The 18578-nt window shown below is 69.1% G+C and carries 19 protein-coding genes; 10 read left to right on the top strand and 9 right to left on the bottom strand.

Annotated elements, in window-relative coordinates:
• Positions 1–203 precede the first annotated feature (203 nt).
• The gene (locus tag AC07NX_RS06285) at positions 204–1100 is read left to right on the top strand and encodes a 5'-methylthioadenosine/S-adenosylhomocysteine nucleosidase (RefSeq protein ID WP_494640112.1); all 897 of its coding nucleotides are present in this window, start codon (positions 204–206) and stop codon (positions 1098–1100) included.
• A 69-nt stretch (positions 1101–1169) separates the two neighbouring features.
• Here AC07NX_RS06285 and AC07NX_RS06280 read toward each other — a convergent pair whose 3' ends face one another.
• Positions 1170–2132, bottom strand: coding sequence for an ABC transporter ATP-binding protein (locus AC07NX_RS06280; protein ID WP_494640110.1), 963 nt, complete (start codon positions 2130–2132; stop codon positions 1170–1172).
• A 145-nt stretch (positions 2133–2277) separates the two neighbouring features.
• On the opposite strand from AC07NX_RS06280, the gene AC07NX_RS06275 reads away from it, so the two are divergent.
• From AC07NX_RS06275 to AC07NX_RS06265, 3 genes are all read left to right on the top strand, one after another.
• On the top strand, positions 2278–2562 hold the full coding sequence (locus AC07NX_RS06275; protein ID WP_082583849.1) for a zinc-finger domain-containing protein: 285 nt from the start codon (positions 2278–2280) through the stop codon (positions 2560–2562).
• Between the two features lie 15 nt (positions 2563–2577).
• A complete protein-coding gene (locus tag AC07NX_RS06270) occupies positions 2578–3009 on the top strand; it encodes an acyl-CoA thioesterase (protein WP_035077870.1) in 432 nt (143 codons plus the stop codon).
• A 212-nt stretch (positions 3010–3221) separates the two neighbouring features.
• A complete protein-coding gene (locus tag AC07NX_RS06265; RefSeq protein ID WP_494640107.1) occupies positions 3222–4472 on the top strand; it encodes a UbiH/UbiF/VisC/COQ6 family ubiquinone biosynthesis hydroxylase in 1251 nt (416 codons plus the stop codon).
• 122 nt (positions 4473–4594) lie between these two features.
• Here the strand turns inward: AC07NX_RS06265 and AC07NX_RS06260 are convergent, their stop codons facing one another.
• The 4 genes from AC07NX_RS06260 to AC07NX_RS06245 all read right to left on the bottom strand — a co-directional run bounded on the left by AC07NX_RS06260 (position 4595) and on the right by AC07NX_RS06245 (position 7264).
• Entirely contained in the window at positions 4595–4795 is a 201-nt protein-coding gene (locus AC07NX_RS06260; protein WP_310080282.1) for a Trm112 family protein, read from the bottom strand.
• Between the two features lie 52 nt (positions 4796–4847).
• Entirely contained in the window at positions 4848–5513 is a 666-nt protein-coding gene (locus AC07NX_RS06255) for an LON peptidase substrate-binding domain-containing protein (RefSeq protein WP_494640105.1), read from the bottom strand.
• Positions 5514–5542: 29 nt separating this feature from the next.
• The gene (locus AC07NX_RS06250; protein WP_494640103.1) at positions 5543–6472 is read right to left on the bottom strand and encodes a tetratricopeptide repeat protein; all 930 of its coding nucleotides are present in this window, start codon (positions 6470–6472) and stop codon (positions 5543–5545) included.
• Positions 6473–6742: 270 nt separating this feature from the next.
• Positions 6743–7264 carry a prolyl-tRNA synthetase associated domain-containing protein gene (locus tag AC07NX_RS06245; protein WP_494640101.1) on the bottom strand — a complete coding sequence of 174 codons (522 nt, stop codon included), beginning with the start codon at positions 7262–7264 and terminating at the stop codon, positions 6743–6745.
• A gap of 71 nt (positions 7265–7335) precedes the next feature.
• Between AC07NX_RS06245 and AC07NX_RS06240 the strand changes: the two genes are divergently transcribed.
• The 5 genes from AC07NX_RS06240 (at position 7336) to AC07NX_RS06220 (ending at position 10698) form a co-directional block, all read left to right on the top strand.
• Positions 7336–8079, top strand: a complete 744-nt coding sequence (locus AC07NX_RS06240) for a DUF6065 family protein (protein WP_494640099.1) — start codon at positions 7336–7338, stop codon at positions 8077–8079.
• Positions 8076–8498, top strand: a complete 423-nt coding sequence (locus AC07NX_RS06235; protein WP_494640097.1) for a hypothetical protein — start codon at positions 8076–8078, stop codon at positions 8496–8498. Before AC07NX_RS06240 ends, AC07NX_RS06235 begins: the two co-directional genes overlap by 4 nt.
• Positions 8499–8961: 463 nt before the next feature.
• On the top strand, positions 8962–9528 hold the full coding sequence (locus tag AC07NX_RS06230) for a hypothetical protein (RefSeq protein WP_494640095.1): 567 nt from the start codon (positions 8962–8964) through the stop codon (positions 9526–9528).
• Positions 9529–9530: 2 nt separating this feature from the next.
• The gene (locus AC07NX_RS06225) at positions 9531–9833 is read left to right on the top strand and encodes a winged helix-turn-helix domain-containing protein (RefSeq protein WP_494640093.1); all 303 of its coding nucleotides are present in this window, start codon (positions 9531–9533) and stop codon (positions 9831–9833) included.
• 175 nt (positions 9834–10008) lie between these two features.
• Complete coding sequence (locus tag AC07NX_RS06220; RefSeq protein WP_494640091.1) at positions 10009–10698, top strand: alternative oxidase; 690 nt, start codon at positions 10009–10011, stop codon at positions 10696–10698.
• Positions 10699–10785: 87 nt separating this feature from the next.
• On the opposite strand, the gene AC07NX_RS06215 is transcribed toward AC07NX_RS06220, so the two are convergent.
• Both AC07NX_RS06215 and glmM read right to left on the bottom strand, forming a co-directional pair.
• On the bottom strand, positions 10786–11163 hold the full coding sequence (locus AC07NX_RS06215) for a PRC-barrel domain-containing protein (protein ID WP_494640090.1): 378 nt from the start codon (positions 11161–11163) through the stop codon (positions 10786–10788).
• A gap of 62 nt (positions 11164–11225) precedes the next feature.
• Positions 11226–12572, bottom strand: coding sequence for a phosphoglucosamine mutase (gene glmM, locus AC07NX_RS06210; RefSeq protein ID WP_494640089.1), 1347 nt, complete (start codon positions 12570–12572; stop codon positions 11226–11228).
• Positions 12573–12788: 216 nt separating this feature from the next.
• On the opposite strand from glmM, the gene glmS reads away from it, so the two are divergent.
• Complete coding sequence (gene glmS, locus AC07NX_RS06205; protein ID WP_494640088.1) at positions 12789–14609, top strand: glutamine--fructose-6-phosphate transaminase (isomerizing); 1821 nt, start codon at positions 12789–12791, stop codon at positions 14607–14609.
• Between the two features lie 212 nt (positions 14610–14821).
• On the opposite strand, the gene AC07NX_RS06200 is transcribed toward glmS, so the two are convergent.
• The gene (locus AC07NX_RS06200; RefSeq protein ID WP_494640087.1) at positions 14822–16369 is read right to left on the bottom strand and encodes a CRTAC1 family protein; all 1548 of its coding nucleotides are present in this window, start codon (positions 16367–16369) and stop codon (positions 14822–14824) included.
• 11 nt (positions 16370–16380) lie between these two features.
• A complete protein-coding gene (locus AC07NX_RS06195) occupies positions 16381–18558 on the bottom strand; it encodes an acylase (RefSeq protein ID WP_494640086.1) in 2178 nt (725 codons plus the stop codon).
• Positions 18559–18578 lie beyond the last annotated feature (20 nt).

The raw sequence follows: 18578 nt of genomic DNA, 5'->3' as shown, positions 1-18578 counted from the left end.
CCCCACCCGAATCCGGCGCCGAACCTCCACCGATGCGGCCCGCGACGCAATCGAGGATCGCCGGACAGGGCGGATCCGCCTCCCGCTGCGCACCGGCGAGGCGTCGGCGCCCGATCCCTTCGCTGGCGACGACGCAGGCCTCGCCTGCCGGCCCGGACGGCGGCTAGGGTGCCGGCGAATCGCTCCCTTGCCGAAAGCCGCCCATGCGCCTCCTCCTGACGCTGCTGATCCTGGCCAGCGCCCCGCTCTCCGCTCACGCCGCCGACCTGCTGGATCCCACCCCGCGCACGGCGGTGATCAGCGCCTTCCCGCCGGAGCTGGCCGCCCTGGAGGCGGCGACCGGCGACAAGCACGCCTACACCGCCGCCGGGGCCCGGTTCGTCACCGGCACGCTGGAGGGCAAGCCGGTGGTGTTGTTCCTCAGCGGGATCAGCATGGTCAACGCCGCCATGACCACCCAGAGCGCCCTGGACCGGTTCAGGATCGAGCGGATCGTCTTTTCCGGCGTGGCCGGCGGGGCCGATCCCGCCCTGGAGGTCGGCGACGTGGTGGCGCCCGAACGCTGGGTGCAGTCGTCGGAGATGGCCTATGCCCGCGAGGTTCCCGGCGGCTTCGCCCCCACTCCGGGCCTGACCGACGGCCGGACCAATTTCGGCATGATGTATCCGCGCGCCGTGACCGTGACCCGTGGCTCCGGCGAGACCGAGGATCGCCAGGACTTTCCGGTCGATCCGGCCCTGCTCGACCTGGCCCGCCGCAGCGTCGCGGGCCTGACCCTGAAACGCTGCGCCGCCGACCAGTGCCTGACCAAGCCGCCCAAGGTGGTGGTCGGCGGGGTGGGCGGCTCGGGGCCGGTGTTCGTCGACAACGCCGCCTTCCGCCAGTACGCCCACGACGTGTTCGGGGCCCGCGTGCTGGACATGGAGAGCGCCGCCGTCGCCCAGGTGGCCTATGTCAACAAGACGCCGTTCATCGCCTTCCGCAGCCTCTCGGACCTGGCCGGCGGCGACCCGGCCGGCAACCAGTTCCCGGTGTTCCTGAAGTTCGCGGCGGAGAACTCGGCGACGGTGGTCCGGGCGTTCGTCAAGGCGCTGCCTTAGACGCCAGGTCCTCCCCCCACCGGCCCATTCGGGCCGCCTCCCCCACAGGAGGAGGGCCTTTGCGGGCGTTCAGGTCTTCAGCGGGTCCTTCGCATTGGGATCGCCATAGGTCAGCGACACGAAGACGTCCTCCAGGTCCGGGTCCTCGGTGGCGATGTCCCTGATCTTCAGGCCCTCGGCGCGGACCGCGGCCAGCACCTGCTCGACGCTGGACTGGCCGGTGCGGTACGAGACCGAGAAGGCCCCGGCGCCGCGCAGCTTGGTCTCGAAGCCCGGCAGCAGGGGCGCGACCGTCACCGGCTCCTCGGGCGTGACCACCACGTTGCGGCTGTCCATGCGCCGCAGCAGGGTCGCGGTCGGCTCGCAGACCACCACCTCGCCGCGGTTGACGATCGCGATCTGGTCGCACAGCTCCTGGGCTTCCTCCAGGTAGTGGGTGGTCAGCACGATGGTCACGCCCAGCTGGTTCAGGCCGGTCACATATTGCCAGAGCTGGCGGCGCAGCTCGACGTCGACCCCGGCGGTGGGCTCGTCCAGGATCAGCACCGGCGGCTGGTGGACCATGGCTTTCGCCACCATCAGCCGGCGCTTCATGCCGCCCGACAGCTGGCGGACATAGGCGTTGGCCTTGTCGCCCAGGCCCAGGGCGTTGAGCAGCTCGTCGGTGCGGCGCTCGGCCTTGGGCACGCCGTAGAAGCCGGCCTGCACCTCCAGCGACTCGCGCGGGGTGAAGAAGACGTCGGCGGCCAGCTCCTGGGGCACCACCCCGATGGCGGCGCGGGCGTCGCGCGGGCGCTCGTCGATGTCGCGGCCCCAGATCCGCACCTTGCCCGAGCTCTTGCGGGTCAGGCCGGCCAGGATGTTGATGAAGGTCGACTTGCCCGCCCCGTTCGGTCCCAGCAGCCCGAAGATCGAGCCGCGCGGCACCTTCAGGTCGATGCCGTTCAAGGCGCGCTTCTCGGGCGCGGTCTTGGTGGCGGGATAGGTCTTGAACAGGCCTTCGGCTTCGATCGCGTAGGCGGGCAGGTCCATGGAACGTCCAGATGCGCCGCTTTGCAGCGGTTGTTGGGAAACGAAGCGGCGCGCCGTGAATTGACGGCGGCCGGACGGGTCGCATAGGTATGCCTGCATCGCCGCCACGCCAAGGCCGCGTCTGATTTTCAAGGGTTTCACGAACATGGCGCGCAAGGCCAAGTCCACCGCTCCCACCGCCATGGAACCGACCACGGTCGAGGTCGGCGCCGGTCCCGCGCCCGAAACCGTGATGGTCCGCTCGCACCGCATCGCCTGCGACGGCGTCGGCGGGGCCCTGGGCCATCCGCGCGTCTGGCTGGAGATGGGCGCGGCCGGCTTCGTCGACTGCCCCTATTGCGACCGCCGCTTCGTGGCCTCCACCGCCGCCGGCCACGACGAGGACGAGCAGCTGGCCCCGGGGGTCTACGAAGGCTCCGGCGGCCACTAGGCGGCGCGCGCTGCGATGACCGACATCATTCCCGCGACCCAGCGCGCCGAATCCCTGGCCAAGGCCTGGGAGGCGGCCGAGTGGCCGCACGAGGCCCCGGTGCTGCGGGCCATCGCCATGCCGTCCGACACCAATCCCGAAGGCGACATCTTCGGTGGCTGGCTGCTGTCGCAGATGGACTTGGCGGCGGCCTCGATCGCCTTCCACCGGGCGGCCGGCCGCTGCGCCACCATCGCCGTCGACGGCATGACCTTCCTCAGCCCGGTGTTCGTCGGCGACGAGGTCAGCCTGTTCGCCAAGGTCGTGCATGTGGGCCGCACCTCGCTGAAGGTCGAGGTCGAGGCCTGGCGCCGCCGCCGCGACGGCGAGCAGGCCCACAAGGTGACGCAGGGCGTGTTCACCTTCGTGGCCATCGGCGAGGACCGCAAGCCCCGACCGCTGCCTTAGGGCTCCGCTCGCGCGGCCCCCTCCGGCCCTTCGGGCCACCTCCCCCAGCGGGGGAGGAGCTGGTCGGCCGCCGCACCGCGTAGATGCTCCCCCTCTGGGGGAGCTGTCGGCGAAGCCGACTGAGGGGGCCTTTCGCAGGCCCGGCTTCATGCTCACGCGCCACCCGCCGACCGCCTCTGGACACCGCCGCCCGTCGCGCGCCATATCCGCCCATGCGCGACCACGACGCCGACGTCATCATCGCCGGAGCCGGCATGGCCGGAACCACCCTGGCGCTCGCCCTGGCCTCGGCCGGGGTCAAGGCCCTGCTGGTCGATCCCCAGCCGTTCGACGCCCAGCTGGCGCCGACCTTCGACGGGCGCTCGTCGGCCATCGCCTATTCGTCGTTCCGCCAGTGGCGGGCGATCGGGGCTGGCGAGGCCCTGGCGCCCCACGCCCAGCGGATCGAGCAGATCCTGGTCACCGACGGCAAGACGCCGGGCGCGGCCTCGCGCGCCCCCTCGCCGTTCTTCCTGCGCTTCGACAGCGGCGAGATCGCCGACCGGTCGGAGGGCGAGCCCCTGGGCTACCTGATCGAGAACCGCCAGATCCGCGCCGCCCTGGCCCGGACCGTGGTCGACAAGGGGATCTCGGTGCTGGCTCCGGCCGCCGCCCGGGCCCTGGAGGTCGGCCCGGCCGGCGCGACCCTGACCCTGACCGGCGGCCGAACCCTGTCCGCGCCGCTGGTGGTCAGCGCCGAGGGCCGCTTCGGCGTGCTGCGCCAGGCCGCCGGCATCGGCGACATCGGCTGGAGCTACGGCCAGAGCGGCGTGGTCGCCACCGTGCGGATGCAGCATCCGCACCAGGGCGTGGCCCACGAGTACTTCCTGCCGGGCGGCCCGTTCGCCATTCTTCCGTTGACGGACAATCGCGCCAGCCTGGTCTGGACCGAGAGCACGCAGCGGGCCGAAGCCTTGCGCAACGCGTCGCCGGAAGCCTTCCACGCCCATCTGATGCGGCGGTTCGGCGAGTTCCTGGGAACGGTCGAGATGGCCGGCCCGATCTTCGTCTATCCGCTGTCGCTGTCGCTGGCCGAGCGGCTGGTCGCCCCGCGCCTGGCCCTGATCGGCGACGCCGCCCACGGCGTGCACCCGATCGCCGGCCAGGGCCTGAACCTGGGCCTGAAGGACGCCGCGGCCCTGGCCGAGGTGGTGGCCGAGGCCCTGCGCAACGGCGAAGACATCGGCGCCGAGGCGACGCTCGAGCGCTACGCCCGCTGGCGACGGTTCGACACCGTGTCCAACGCCCTGGCCTTCGACGGCTTCGTGCGGCTGTTCTCAAACGACAATCCGCTACTGCGCCTGGCGCGCGGCGTCGGCATGGCGGCGGTCAACCGCATCGCCCCCGCCCGGCGGTTCTTCATGCACGAGGCCGGCGGCGGGGTGGGCGACCTGCCCAGGCTGCTGCGCGGCGTGGCGCTCTGAGCCAGCCTCCAGCGAGCGATCGCGCCCTCAAAACGTCCGTCATTCCGGGCCTTGTGCCCGGAATGACGGCTGAAAGGCGGGCTCGAAAAAAGGCGGACCAGCGCCAAGGCGACTAACAGTTCCTACTCTTCCAGGCTGCGGGCTTCCTCGGGCAGCATGATCGGCACGCCGTCGCGGATCGGATAGGCCAGCTTGGCGGTGTTGCTGATCAGCTCGCCCCGGGCGCGGTCGTAGAACAGCGGCGCGCGAGTGACGGGGCAGACCAGCACCTCCAGCAGGCGAGGGTCAAGATCGGCGGGCGGCGGAGGCGGGGCGGCGGTCATGGTGTATTCCTAGAGCCTGGCCACGCGGGCGACTACTCCAAATTCGCCTGACCTACTGCAGCATCGTCGGGTCTTCATCGTCTCCCGCCGCCGCGTCGATCTCCAGCAGGGCCACCAGGGTGTCGCGGCGCTCGACCAGGGTCGGGGCCTCCAGCAGAGCCTGCTTCTCGACGGGCTCGAACGGCAGGGCCATGGCCAGGCTGTTGATCAGGGCGTCCGACGGCGCGGCCTCGGCGCTGCTCCAGTCGATGGCCAGGCCGCGATGGTCGAGATAGCGGCGCAGGGCGTTCAACAGGGGCGAGGGGTCGCCGCCCGCGGCGCTGTCGGGCGCCCCTTCACGCAGGTCGGCCTCGAACGCCGCGAAGTCGGCGCGCACCTGGCGGTAGGGCCCGCGCGCCGGCAGCTCGTCGCCGACCCGGAAGCGGCAGACCCCGGTCAGCGTCACCAGGTAGCGGCCGTCGCTGGTCTCGGCGAAGCTGGTCACCCGGCCGGCGCAGCCGACGGGCGCCAGGTTGGGCCGCTCGGCCTCGCCGCCCGGACGGGTCTGGACCATGCCGATGATCCGCTCGCCCGACATGGCGTCGTCGAACATGTTGAGATAGCGCGGCTCGAAGATGTTCAGGGGCAGCTGACCGCCGGGCAGCAGCAGGGCGCCGTCCAGCGGGAACACCGGGATCACCAGCGGCAGGTCGTCCGCCCTTCGATAGGATCCTGGCATGCGACGCTCCCTTATCCGACCAACGCGGTCTAACTGAACAGGATCGATGACAGCCGCTTGCGGCCGGCCTTGGCCACCTCCGACGCGTAGCCGGCGGCCTCGAAGACGGTCAGCAGCTGCTTGCGGGCCGCCTCGTCGTTCCAGGCACGGTCGCGTTCGATGATGGTCAGAAGATGGTCGGAGGCGGCCTGAAGATGGCCGGCGCCGGCCAGGGCCTTGGCCAGTTCGAAGCGGGCCTCGTGGTCGTCGGCGTCGGCCGCCAGGCGTTTCTCGAACGGCGCGGTCTCGGACGGCGCGTCCTCGGCCAGGGCCAGGGCGGCGCGGACGCTGTCCAGGTCCGGGTCCTTGGCGCCGGCGGGGGCGGTGGCCGCCACCTCGGCCGCGCCGTCCAGGTCGCCGCCGGCCAGATAGCAGCGGGCCAGGCCGCCGATGGCCTTCACATTGGCCGGATCCATCTGCAGCACCTGGGCGAAGGCCTGGGCCGCTCCGCCCAGGTCGCCGAGGTCGAGCGACTCCTTGGCCATGGCCAGCAGGGCGTCGACGTCGCTCTCGGCGGGCGGTCCGGCCAGGCGGTCGACGAACGCCTTGACCTGGCTCTCGGGCAGGGCGCCCTGGAAACCGTCGACCGGCTGGCCGTTGACGAAGGCGTAGACGGTGGGGATCGACTGCACGCGCAACTGGCCCGAATAGCCGGGGTTCTTGTCGACGTCGATCTTGACCAGCTTGACCGCGCCGCCGGCGGCGTTGACGGCCTTTTCCAGGGCCGGGGTCAGCTGGCGGCACGGCCCGCACCAGGTGGCCCAGAAGTCGACGATCACCGGCTGGGTCTTGGAGGCCTCGATCACGTCGGCCATGAAGCTGGCGTCCGTGCCGTCCTTGATGTGCGCGCTCTTGCCCCCCCCTTGCCCATTGGGGCCGCCGGCTTGGATGGGAGCGGGTTTGTCGCCGATCAGGGCCATGGAAAATATCTCACACAGGTCGCAACGCGTTCAGCCGGAAGATGGTCCCTGAAGGCGACAACCGCAATCGCCGGAATGGCGCCTGGAGCGCCGATCGACGCCTCTACACGGTTGTCATCCCGGAAAGCGCGTAGCGCTTGTCCGGGACCCAGGACAGCCGCAAGGTCTTTACCCAGTCCCCTGGGTCCCGGACAGCCTCCGCGAGGCTTCCGGGATGACAACGGATCTGGAGCGCTGAAGGTCTTGGGAGATCGCGCCCGATAGGGCTGGTCAGGTCTCCACCACCGTCATCGCCGCGAAATCGACGATCATCGGCGTGATCCCCAGCGCGGCCAGGAAACGGCGGAAGCCGTCCTGCGACACGGCCGTGGTGGCGTCATTGGCCAGAGGATGGAAGTTGACGGGATCGGCCTGGGCCAGGGCGGCGTCGAGCACGAAGCGCACGCGATGCTCGACGTCGTTGATCAGGCCGAAGGCGGTGACCGAGCCCGGCGTCACGCCCAGGGTCTGGACCATCAGGTCCGCGCTGCCGAACGACAACCGGGCCGAGCCGATCACCGTGTGCAGGCGCTTGAGGTCGATCGCCGTCTCGCCCAGGGCCGAGATCAGCCACAGCTGGCCCTTGGCGTCCTTGAGGAACAGGTTCTTGGTGTGGCCGCCGGGCAGGGCCGCCTTGATCTCCAGCCCCTCCTCCACGCGGAACACCGGCGGATGGTCGAGGGTGGAATGGGCGACGCCGTGGGCGTCGAGAAAGGCGAACAGGTCGGCCCGGCTCTTGGTCGTGGTCTGCATGGGGGACTTCCTAGCCGAGCCCGCGCCCGCTAGACCAGACGCAAGACCAGCTAGGGAAGAAGAGAACCGGCATGGAACTGGAGTGCTATCCCACCGAGGCCCGCCCGCCGGAGATCGTGCCGGGACGGCCCCAGCGGGCCTGGATGGACCATTTCGCCGACCGCCATCCCTATCGCTGCCTGCCCCTGACCATGGCCAACACCACCGGCTGGGAGATCCTCTGTCCGGTCGGCTTCACGGCCACCTGGGACGGCGGGGCGCACCAGAACTGCATCACCTTCCGGGCCGACCACCCGCATCCGGGCTTCGACGACTTCGTCAAGTCGCACTTCTCGCGCGGCACGATCACCTTCCACACCGGCTACCTGTTCCGCACCCCGCCGGGCTGGTCGATCTGGACCATGGGCCCGCCCAACCACATCAAGGACGGCGTCCAGCCGCTGGCCGGCCTGGTCGAGACCGACTGGCTGCCCTTCCCCTTCACGATGAACTGGATCTTCACCCGCCCCGGCACGATCCGCTTCGAGAAGGGCGAGCCGTTCTGCTTCTTCATGATGATCCAGGACAAGCCGCTGGAACAGGTGCAGCCGGTGATCCGGTCGATGAACGCCAACCCCGACCTGCGCAAGCAGTACGACACCTGGGCCGCCAAGCGCGGCGAGTTCAACGCCCGGATCTTCAAGCGCGAGCCCGAGGCGATGAAGGAGGCGTGGCAGCGCTTCTACTTCAAGGGCGAGTATCCCGAGGAGGTCGAGGCCCCCGCCCCGGCCGCCCACGTCAACAAGCGCCGGCTCAAGGCGCCGAAGCTGGGGTGACGAGGACGAGAAGCCACCGCACGCCGCTGACGATCTGGATCGCCGTGGTCCTGTTCTCGCTCGTCGCCCTGCCGTCGTTCATTCAGCTGGCCAGGATCGCGACGCCCGAAGCCCGGCTTCCGTTGGCGATGTCCATCCTGATCGGGGTGGCGATATTGGCCTATAAGGCGATCGCCTTGGCGCGCCTCAGCCGCTGGCCAATCCTGCTGCATGTCGCCGGCGTGGTCTGGTCGCTGGCCTCGCGCCATCTCGCGCATCTGGAATGGCGGGACCGCTTTCCCATTCTCGGGCCGTTCGTCGTCCTGATCCCCCTGGCGGTCTACCTCGCCCTCACCCTGCCCCACTGGCGCAAGATGAACTGGGCCCTGTTCGGGCGGCCCTATCGACGGCCCGAGGACCAGGTCGAGGTCTTCGCCTAGGTTCTGTGGACAGTCAGGCGTCTGGCGTCGAGGTCGCGCCCTCGTCCTTCGACAGGCTCAGAATGAGGGCTACGGGTAAGACAGCTGAGTAGAATTCCTCATCCTGAGCTTGTCGAAGGACGAGGAATTCGGCCCAAGACCGCCAACTGTCCACAGACCCTAGCCGTCAGACCTTGGGCGGTGTCATCCCAGACGGCCTCGCGGAGGCTGTCCGAACCTAGGGGCGGCGTCGACTTCGGCATGCTGGTCGCCACGCCCCTCCGTAACGACGCCCGGGACGCCATCGCCGTGCTCCGCGCTGAATCGTCGAACGCGAACCTGTTCGACGAGCCATAGGTTCCTGGTCGGCGGGCCGAATGCGACGAAGCAGGCGAGGTTGCAGAATACTCTGCTTGACAGAGCATTCATCCGTGATAACTCTGCATAACAGAGTACTCTGAACGAGAACCTCAAGGAGGACGGGATGGGCATTTCCAAGACCGAGGCGGCGTCCGCGCTGGCCGATATCGAGAGCACGGCCGGCCGCGGCCGGCTGCTGAAGGGCTACCAGATCGGCGGGCCGATCCTGATGGTCTGGGGGGCCGTGTGGGCCGCGGGCTACACGGCCATGGGCGTGCTGCCTCCCGAGCGCTGGGGCCTGGTGTGGCTGGCGCTGGACGCGATCGGCATTGCGACGACGGTCCTGCTCAGCCGCCGCGCCAGGGGAGCACCCCAGGGCGCCGCCAAGGCCGCGCAGGGCTGGAAGACGATGGCCAGCGTCTTCGCGATCCTGGCCTTCATGGCCGCGACCTTCACGCTGTTCCGGCCGACCTCCCTCGACCCGGCCATCGCGTTTCCCGGCCTAGTGGCGGGCCTGGTCTACGCCGGCGTCGGCATCGCCTTCGCGCCCCGCTATCTGTGGATCGGCGCGAGCGTGTTCGCCGCCACCCTGATCGGCTGGTTCTTCTTCCAGCCCTGGCTGGCCTTCTGGATGGCGGCGGTCGGCGGCGGCGGGCTGTTCGTGGGCGGCCTCTGGCTGCGGAGGGCGTGAGCGTGGCTCAGCTGGACGAACTGATCCATCAGCCCCTGAGGCTGAAGATCATGGCCGCGCTGCACGCCGAGCGCGACGCCGACCCGGTGGAGTTCTCGCGCCTCAAGGCCGTCACCCAGGCCACCGACGGCAATCTGGGCAGCCATCTCGCGACCCTGGAAAAGGCCGGCTATGTCGAGATCGCCAAGGACTTCGTCGGCAAGAAGCCCCGCACCCGCGTCGCCCTGACCCAGGCCGGCCGCAAGGCCTTCCGCCGCCACGTCGACTATCTGCGCGCCGTGGTCGAGGGGGTGGACGGGGACTGAAGGCCAGACGTCTTGAGCGCGCCGGGCGCACGGCTCACGCCTTGCCCGGCGCGCTCTAGGTAGACCCCCTTAGGGGGCGTCCGTTAGGGAGCGCCCCCGAATTTCGCGCCGCCTGGGCGAGGCGTATCACGACCCCATGAACGGCCCGACACGGGCCGGCTCGGGGATGACGACCATGACCAGCCCAGCCATCGACCTGACCGTCCACCACGAGCCCGCCGGCGCCTCGGACCGCGTCGCTCATGGCTTCGTCAAGCTGCTGCGCTTCTTCGCCGACACCTTCTTCGCCAAGCGCTACGGCCACCGGGCCGTGGTCCTGGAGACCGTGGCGGCCGTGCCCGGCATGGTCGGCGCGACGCTGAACCATCTGAAGTGCCTGCGCCGGATGGAGGACGACCGGGGCTGGATCAAGACCCTGATGGACGAGGCCGAGAACGAGCGGATGCACCTGATGACCTTCATCCAGGTGGCCAGGCCGACGATGTTCGAACGCTTCGTCGTCGTCGCCGCCCAGTGGGTGTTCTACCTGTTCTTCTTCGGCCTCTATCTCGTCTCCTCCCGCACCGCCCACCGCGTGGTCGGCTATTTCGAGGAGGAGGCGGTGATCAGCTACACCCACTACCTGGCCGAGATCGACGAAGGCCGGTCCGAGAACGTCCCCGCGCCCCAGATCGCGCTGGACTATTGGGACCTGCCGACGGGCGCCACCCTGCGCGACGTGGTCGAGGTGGTGCGGGCCGACGAGGCTCACCACCGCGACGTCAACCACGGCTTCGCCAACGAACTGCGCGGCCTGCCGCACGGTCAGATCGCGCCCTGCCCGCCGCACGTGGTGCTGGAGCCGAACTGGAAGACGGCGGCCTGACGCCGCCCGCCAGCTCAGGCCCCGCGCGCGCCCCGAGGGTTCAACCCTCGGGGCGTTGCCTATGGGCGGCGCGCCGGCCGGGTTCGGCTAGATCGCCGGACCCATGCCGTAATAGGCCGCGATGTCGTCGCGCCAGTCGGGACCTGCGCCCAGCGTCTCCAGGTCCTCCCGGGTGAGCGCCGGCGCGGCCTTGAGCTCTTCCTTGCTCAGAGACACGACATAGCCGCCCTTCTCGGGCTGGTATTCCAGGCGGTCCCACGGCAACGGATGCAGCTTGTCGCCGATGCCGAGGAACCCGCCGAACGACAGGATGGCGTGGGCCACCCGGCCGGAAACCTTGTCGATCGACAGGTTGTCGATATGGCCGATGTGCTCGCCCTCGGGGTTGAACACCGGCGTGCTGGTGACCCGGTCGGCCATGATCAGGGGATGGCCGGTCGGGGTGGGGGAAGTCGAGCCGTCCATGGGGAAACTCCCTTGGGGTTGTTTCTCCTAAACGGTCGAAGCGGCTGCGCCGTTGCGCCGCGTCAGACGGCCTTCACCGCCGAGACGATCGACCTGACCACCTTCTTGACCAGGGCCGGGTCGTCACCCTCGGCCATGATGCGGATCAGGGGCTCGGTGCCGGACGGGCGGACGACGATGCGGCCCGCGCCGTTCAGCTGGGCCTCGCCGTCGGCGATGGCCTCCTTGACGGTCTTGTGCTCCAGCGGCTTGCCGCCGGCGAAGCGGACGTTTTCCAGCAGCTGCGGCACCGGCTCGAACTGGCGGCCCAGGGCGCTCATCGGCTGGCCGGTCTGGATCATCACCGCCAGCACCTGCAGGGCCGCGATCAGGCCGTCGCCGGTGGTCGAGAAGTCCGACAGGATCACGTGGCCGGACTGCTCGCCGCCGATGTTGAAGCCGCCCTCGCGCATGCGGGCCATCACGTAGCGGTCGCCGACGCTGGTGCGCTCCAGCTTCAGGCCGTTGTCGGTCATCAGTCGCTCGAGGCCGAGGTTCGACATCACGGTGGCGACCAGACCGCCGGCGTTCAGCTTGCCGGCCCTGGCCAGGGCCAGGGCGATGATCGCCATGATCTGGTCGCCGTCGACCACCACGCCCTTCTCGTCGCAGATCACCAGCCGGTCGGCGTCGCCGTCCAGGGCGATGCCGATGTCGGCGCGGTACTCGCGCACCAGCTTGGCCATGGCCTCCGGATGGGTCGAGCCGCATTCGGCGTTGATGTTCGTGCCGTTCGGGGCGACGCCGACGGTGATCACCTCGGCGCCCAGCTCGTAGAGCGCCGTGGGGGCCACCTTGTAGGCGGCGCCGTGGGCGCAATCGATCACCACCCGCAGGCCCGACAGCGACAGGTGGCGCGGGAAGGTGGCCTTGGCGATCTCGACATAGCGGGCCTGGGCGTCGTCGATGCGGGTGACGCGGCCCAGGCCGCGCGGCGGGGCCAGGCCCTCCTGCAGGCCCTCGTCCATCAGGGCCTCGATCTTCAGCTCCTGTTCGTCCGACAGCTTGTAGCCGTCGGGGCCGAACAGCTTGATGCCGTTGTCGGCGAAGTCGTTGTGGCTGGCGCTGATCATCACGCCCAGGTCGGCGCGCATCGAGCGGGTCATCATCGCCACGGCCGGGGTCGGCAGCGGGCCGAACAGCCGCACGTCCATGCCGACACTGGCGAAGCCGGCGACCAGGGCCGGCTCGATCATGTAGCCCGACAGGCGGGTGTCCTTGCCGATCACCACCAGGTGGCGGCGGTCGTCCTGCGAGCGGAACAGCTTGCCGGCCGCCAGGCCGACGCGCAGGGCGACCTCGGCGGTCATCGGATGCTTGTTGGCCTGGCCGCGGATGCCGTCGGTGCCGAAATAGGCGCGCTTGGTCATGGTGATCTGGTCTCGCCCGAGCGTGACGGCGTCACGCCCAAATTGTTGTTCTGGATCATTCCTGCGGAATGACCCCAGGGTCTAGATCGGACAGCGTAATGATCCGAAATGCAGATTTATGAGGGCTGGGCCTGCACGAATGTTAAAGCCCCAGCGCGAAATAACCGTGTCATAGCCATAGTCCCTGGCGCGGCGTTCTACAAAGGATCATGGCCCATGTGCGGCATCATCGGCATCGTCGGAAAAGAACCCGTCGCCGGGCGCCTGGTCGACAGCCTCAAGCGCCTGGAATATCGCGGCTACGACTCGGCCGGCGTCGCCGCCGTGGTGGGCGGCAAGGTCGAGCGCCGCCGGGCCCAGGGCAAGATCAAGAACCTCGAAACCGTGCTGGCCGAACAGCCGCTGGTCGCCCGCAACGGCATCGGCCATGTCCGCTGGGCCACGCACGGCGCGCCCAACGTCACCAACGCCCACCCCCACACCGCCGGCCGCGTGACCCTGGTGCACAACGGCATCATCGAGAACTTCGCCGAGCTGAAGGCCGAGCTGGAGGCCGCCGGCCGCACGTTCGAGAGCGACACCGACACCGAGGTCATCGCCCAGCTGATCGACGCCGAGCTGGCCACCGGCCTGGCGCCGCTGGAGGCGTTCAAGGCCACGCTGGACCGCCTGACCGGCGCCTACGCCCTGGCGGTGCTGGTCGAGGGCGCCGACGACCTGATCCTGGGCGCCCGGCGCGGCAGCCCGCTGGTGGTGGGCGAGGGCCAGGGCGAGATGTTCCTCGGCTCGGACGCCTTGGCCGTCGGCCCATTCACCAACCGGGTGATCTATCTGGAGGAGGGCGACTACGTGGCCATCGACCACGGCAGCGCCCGGATCTTCGACGCCGCGGGCGCGCCCGTCACGCGCGCCGTCAAGGTGGTTCCCGCCTCGGCGGTGATGATGGAGAAGGGCAACTACCGGCACTTCATGGAAAAGGAGATCCATGACCAGCCGGAAGGCTGCCAGCGCACGATCTCGGCCTATGTCAACGCCCTGACCGCTCGCACCGCCATGCCGGGCGACATCGACTTCAAGGCCCTGGAGCGCATCCAGATCGTCGCCTGCGGCACCTCCTACATCGCCGGGGTGATCGGCAAGTACCTGATCGAACAGCTGGCCGACCTGCCGGTCGACGTCGAGATCGCCTCGGAGTTCCGCTACCGCCAGCCGGCCCTGCGGCCCGGCTCGCTGGTCATCGCCATGTCGCAGTCGGGCGAGACCGCCGACACCCTGGCGGCCCTGCGCTACTGCAAGGCCAAGGGCATGAAGAGCGCCGTGGTGGTCAACGCCCAGGAGTCCACCATGGCCCGCGAGGTCGACGTGGTCTGGCCGATCCATTGCGGGCCCGAGATCGGCGTCGCCTCGACCAAGGCCTTCACCGCCCAGGTCAGCGTGATGATCGCGCTGGCGGTGGCCGCCGCCAAGGCGCGGGGCCGGATCGACGCGGCCGAGGAGCGGCGCATGGTCCGGCTGATGCTGGAGGCCCCGCGCCTGATCGCCGAGGCCATCGGCCTGGAGGACAGCCTCAAGGAGATCGCCGTCGACATCGCCAAGGCCCGCGACGTGCTGTTCCTGGGGCGCGGCCCGATGTCGGCCCTGGCCCTGGAGGGCGCGCTGAAGCTGAAGGAGATCAGCTACATCCACGCCGAGGGCTACGCCGCCGGCGAGCTGAAGCACGGCCCGATCGCCCTGGTCGACGACCAGACCCCGATCATCATCCTGGCCCCCTATGACAGCTATTTCGAGAAGTCGGCCTCGAACATGAGCGAGGTGATGGCGCGCGGCGGCCAGGTGGTGTTCATCACCGACCCGGAGGGCGCCAAGCACGCCCCGGCCGGCGCCCGCGTGGTGGTCACCGCCCCGGCCAGCGACCCGCTGGTCTCGACCCTGGTGATGTCGGCCCCGATCCAGCTGCTGGCCTACCACGTCGCCGTCGTGAAGGGCGCGGACGTCGATCAGCCGCGCAACCTGGCCAAGTCGGTGACGGTGGAATAGGCGGCGCCGGGATGCGGAGCCCATGCTCGACGATCCGCGGGCGTTGGCGAGCCTGGACGGACCTTCCATGCGATCGGCCCTCACGGGCCGTGTGCGGGTCTGGCGGCCGCGCAACCGCAAACGGCGCCGAGACCCCGCTGGTCGGCCGAGTCTTAGACCAAATCCGCGCTGGACCTTGAGAGCCGGCAGCAAGGGCTGACGGCTCCACCAGCCTATTTCCGCTTGGGCGGTCCGTTCTCGCGGATCACCAGCGCCTTGTGCGAGAACGTCCTGGGATCGACATTTCGGACCGTCTGCTTCTTCACGCCGCCATTGCTCATGAACGACACCTCGACCGTCACGCGGTCGAAGGACCTGAGGCCGAAATGGACGGGTCCGGCGCTTTGAGCGTTGTATCCGCCGCCGGTGGAGACCAGTCGCGACGCGAGGATATGGCCAGAGCGGTCGTAGAGGCGCACTTCCGCGCCCGCTCGCGTGTAGCGCCCCTTCGCATCGAGCACCAAGACGCTGAGACTGCGACTCTTCGCGGGGCCGGCCAGGTCGTTGCGGAACAGGAAATGCCCGCCCACGGGGCTGTAGCCGCGCATCACCGACAGATCCAAGGCGCCGTCGCCGTCGTAGTCCACCCACTCGACGCCGTGATCGCCGGCGTTGAGCAGGCTGTTGCGAGTCAGGACCTGATCGAAGCCGCCCTTGCCGTTGTTGTGGTAGAGCAAATCGAGCGGCGTCTGCTTTCCAGCCTCGCCCTCATAGCTGGTGACGAAAAGGTCCAGATGGCCGTCGTTGTCGTAGTCGCCCCAGGACGCGGCGACCGCATGGCCGGCGTCATCGACCCCCGCCGCCTTGCCGACCTCGGAAAAGGTCCCGTCGCCATTGTTGCGATAGAGAAGATTGGCGCCGTACACGGCGACGAAGATGTCGAAATTGCCGTCATTGTCATAGTCGCCGATGGCGCAGCCGACGCCGCCCTCTTCCTTGGCGCGCCCCGGCGCATCGAGGCCCAAGCTGGGGGCGATGTCGGTGAAACCCTTGTCGCCATCGTTGCGCCAGAGCGCGTCCGTGGCGCCCGACTGGTTGGCGAGGAAGAGATCCAGCTTGCCGTCGCGATTGTAGTCGAACCAGCAGGACCCCACCGTCGGCCGCGTATCCGTGGGGCCACCTTGGGCGAACACCTGGGTGAAGACGCCGCCTTGATTGTGGAAGAGCTGGTTGGGCCCCGAGCGGTTGGACGCATAGAGGTCCACCTGGCCGTCGTTGTCGTAATCGACCCAGTTGGCTTGGCGGCTGATCCGGCCCGGAATGGTCAGCCCGATCGCCTCGGCCACGTCGACGAAATGTTTCCCGCCCTCGTTCTTCCAGATGAAGGAGCGGTTCGGCTCCGGCGGCATGACGTTCGATCCGCCGAGCAGATCGAGATAGCCGTCGTCGTTGAAATCACCCCAGCTGAGGCCCCGGATCTCCTTGCCGCGGGTCGGCAGGCCCACGGCCGCGCCGACATTGGTGAGGACGCCCTTGTCGTTGCGATAGAGCTTGACCTCGCCGCCCTTCAGCGACACGGCCAGGTCCAGATCGCCGTCCTTGTCGAAATCGGCCCAGGCGTTCGACAGCGATCCGGGGATAGCGAAGGTCTCGCGCTGAATCGCCGAGAAAGGCGGCTCCGTCGCCGCGGCGGCGGGTCCGGCCGCCAGGCCCGCCAGCAGCAGAGACGCCGCCAGGCTCAGGGACGCCACATTCCGGGCGCGCTTGCTGATGGTCTGCATCGGATCGCCTTTCAGGGCTTTGGGCCGGGATTGAACGCGGTGCGTTCGGACACGTGCGCCTCGACCTGCTCGCGCCGCAGCCAGAACTCGCGGAACGCGTCGCGCGAGAGCATGCCGAGCTGGTCGCTATAGTGGGTTGTCCCCGGTTGCCGGCTGTTGCCGTAGCTCATCAGCCCGTAGGCCTTCACCGGGGTGGAGAACTCGATCATCGCCACCCAGGTCTCGCCGTGGGTCGGCGTGCGCACGCCCTTGGCGTCCGGCTCCGACCAGGTGATCACGCGGAAGGCGCCCAGATTGCCGAAGCCGCCAGTCCCGGGAACGTTTACGTCGTCGAGAATGAAGCGGGACGCGTCGCCGAAGCGCCGATCGACGGCGCCGTACTTGCGTTTGGTGTTGGTGATGGCCGTGCGCAGCTGGGCCACGGCGGCGGCGGGATCCTTCAGGCCGTACGGCGTGCTGGTCGGGCGGTCCAGGGTCCACGGAACGGCGTATCCCGCTTGGCCCGCGAAGGTGGGGCCGGCGAACAGCTTGGCCCATTCCTCGAACAGCAGGCCCGCGCGGCTTTCGGCCGTGAACGACCGATCCCACGCCGCCAGCAGGCGGGCGGCCGCCTGGACTTCGGGATCCGGATCCTTGAGCGCGGCGGGGATCAGGTCCGGCAGGACACGGTCGGCCATCAAGGCGTGGGTCGACAGTTTCATGGCCTTGAACCGCTCCAGGGTCAGGTCGTCGTTCTCGGCCATCATGCGGATGGAGTTCTGGGCCCGGAAGGATTCGGGGGTGCGCGGGGCCAGGTATTTCGGGAAGTCGTCCGGCTTGAACGTCACCGGCCAGCTGGCGACCCAGGGTGGGTCGTTGGTGTTCTGGACGAAGCCGCCAACCGGATCGGTCACGCGCGGCAGGTCCTCGAACGGATGGGTCTCGGTCCAGAGGTAGCGCGAGCTGTCGCCCGGCACCAAGCCGCTCCAGAAATTGATGTCGCCTTCGCTGTGACGGGGCGCGATCCCGTTGAAGGTATAGTCGATATGGCCGTCTCGGTCGGCGTAGGTGATGTTGAAGGTCGGCACTTGAAGCCGCTTCATCGCCGTTTCGAACGCCTTGAAGTTCGGCGCCGTGACCATGTCGAAGTACTGTTCCAGCATCTTGGGCCGATCCAGGCCCGCGACGCGCACGGCGACGGTCGAGCCGTCCTTTCGATCGAACACCGGGCCATGGACGGTCGTGCGGATCTTCAGCGGCTTTTCGACCAGGGCGCCGTTCGCCTGCCGCACCTTGTAGGTCGTGGCCTGGGTCTTGAACGGCAGGACCTTGCCGTCGAACAGGTAGCCGCCGTCCTTCAGGGTCAGCTTGTAGTTGGTCGCCCCCAGCATGTTGTTGACGGTGTTGGTGATGCCCATCTGCTGGTTGAAGGCGAACCGGACGACGGGCAGGCCGACCTGGGTCGCGCCGTAGATCTCGAAATCCGGCCCGGTCAGATGCGCTTCATAATAGATGAAGTAGCCGGTGCCCCACGGCAGGTGGGGGTTCTGCAGCAGCAGGGTGTCGCCGCTAGCGGTCTTGGAAGGCGCCACGGCCCAGGAGTTCGAACCCTGGTCAGCGATGTCGGGCGGATCGCCCTCGCCGATCGTCCGGCCGGGCGAGGCGACGTAGATGAAGTTCATCAGACGGTGGGCGTGGGCCACCACGTCGACGCCCGTCACCGGCAACACCGCCTTCACCTCGGCGTCGATGGCTTCGGGATGGGCGGCCGCATAGGCGTTGATCCCCCTGGCGAAGGCGTCGAGGTTGGCGCGGAAGGCCGGGGTCTGCTGCTTGTGCCAAAGCTTGGCGCGGTCCGGCACGCCGTTGGTCAGCAGCCAGGTCGTCGTCTCTTCGTAGTCAGGACCGAAATACTCGGCGCCTCGCCCGCGCGCCTCGCCGTAGAGGCGCAGGATGGTGTTGGCGTGGCTCTGGGCCTGGGCCCAGCCGTAGCCGTAGAAGACGGCGGCCGTGTCCTTGCCGTAGATGTGCGGCACGCCGTAGGTGTCCCACAGGATCTCGTTCTTGGTCGGCTTGGCGGGGGTCGCGGCCTGGGCGGGCCGAGACGGCGCCGTCGCGTCCCGCGCCGCCTGCGCCGCGGCCTGACCGGCCGCGAGGCTGACGAACCCTGTCATCAGCCATGCCGCCACGGTGCGGCGAAGAATGGTCATGGTCTTGCTCCCCTTCCCTG

This window comes from Caulobacter sp. GW821-FHT09A05 (genome assembly GCF_059418465.1).
Note: the sequence above shows the minus strand (reverse complement) of the source record. Positions and strands in the feature narration are given on the sequence as shown.

Excerpts from the sequence above, each read along its gene's own strand:
- AC07NX_RS06220 (WP_494640091.1), top strand. The coding sequence starts at position 10,009 with ATGACCAGCCCAGCCATCGACCTGACCGTCCACCACGAGCCCGCCGGC.
- AC07NX_RS06200 (WP_494640087.1), bottom strand. The coding sequence starts at position 16,369 with ATGCAGACCATCAGCAAGCGCGCCCGGAATGTGGCGTCCCTGAGCCTG.
- AC07NX_RS06215 (WP_494640090.1), bottom strand. The coding sequence starts at position 11,163 with ATGGACGGCTCGACTTCCCCCACCCCGACCGGCCATCCCCTGATCATG.
- glmM (WP_494640089.1), bottom strand. The coding sequence starts at position 12,572 with ATGACCAAGCGCGCCTATTTCGGCACCGACGGCATCCGCGGCCAGGCC.
- AC07NX_RS06280 (WP_494640110.1), bottom strand. The coding sequence starts at position 2,132 with ATGGACCTGCCCGCCTACGCGATCGAAGCCGAAGGCCTGTTCAAGACC.
- glmS (WP_494640088.1), top strand. The coding sequence starts at position 12,789 with ATGTGCGGCATCATCGGCATCGTCGGAAAAGAACCCGTCGCCGGGCGC.
- AC07NX_RS06230 (WP_494640095.1), top strand. The coding sequence starts at position 8,962 with ATGGGCATTTCCAAGACCGAGGCGGCGTCCGCGCTGGCCGATATCGAG.
- AC07NX_RS06270 (WP_035077870.1), top strand. The coding sequence starts at position 2,578 with ATGACCGACATCATTCCCGCGACCCAGCGCGCCGAATCCCTGGCCAAG.
- AC07NX_RS06260 (WP_310080282.1), bottom strand. The coding sequence starts at position 4,795 with ATGACCGCCGCCCCGCCTCCGCCGCCCGCCGATCTTGACCCTCGCCTG.
- AC07NX_RS06245 (WP_494640101.1), bottom strand. The coding sequence starts at position 7,264 with ATGCAGACCACGACCAAGAGCCGGGCCGACCTGTTCGCCTTTCTCGAC.
- AC07NX_RS06240 (WP_494640099.1), top strand. The coding sequence starts at position 7,336 with ATGGAACTGGAGTGCTATCCCACCGAGGCCCGCCCGCCGGAGATCGTG.
- AC07NX_RS06250 (WP_494640103.1), bottom strand. The coding sequence starts at position 6,472 with ATGGCCCTGATCGGCGACAAACCCGCTCCCATCCAAGCCGGCGGCCCC.
- AC07NX_RS06285 (WP_494640112.1), top strand. The coding sequence starts at position 204 with ATGCGCCTCCTCCTGACGCTGCTGATCCTGGCCAGCGCCCCGCTCTCC.
- AC07NX_RS06255 (WP_494640105.1), bottom strand. The coding sequence starts at position 5,513 with ATGCCAGGATCCTATCGAAGGGCGGACGACCTGCCGCTGGTGATCCCG.
- AC07NX_RS06195 (WP_494640086.1), bottom strand. The coding sequence starts at position 18,558 with ATGACCATTCTTCGCCGCACCGTGGCGGCATGGCTGATGACAGGGTTC.
- AC07NX_RS06275 (WP_082583849.1), top strand. The coding sequence starts at position 2,278 with ATGGCGCGCAAGGCCAAGTCCACCGCTCCCACCGCCATGGAACCGACC.
- AC07NX_RS06265 (WP_494640107.1), top strand. The coding sequence starts at position 3,222 with ATGCGCGACCACGACGCCGACGTCATCATCGCCGGAGCCGGCATGGCC.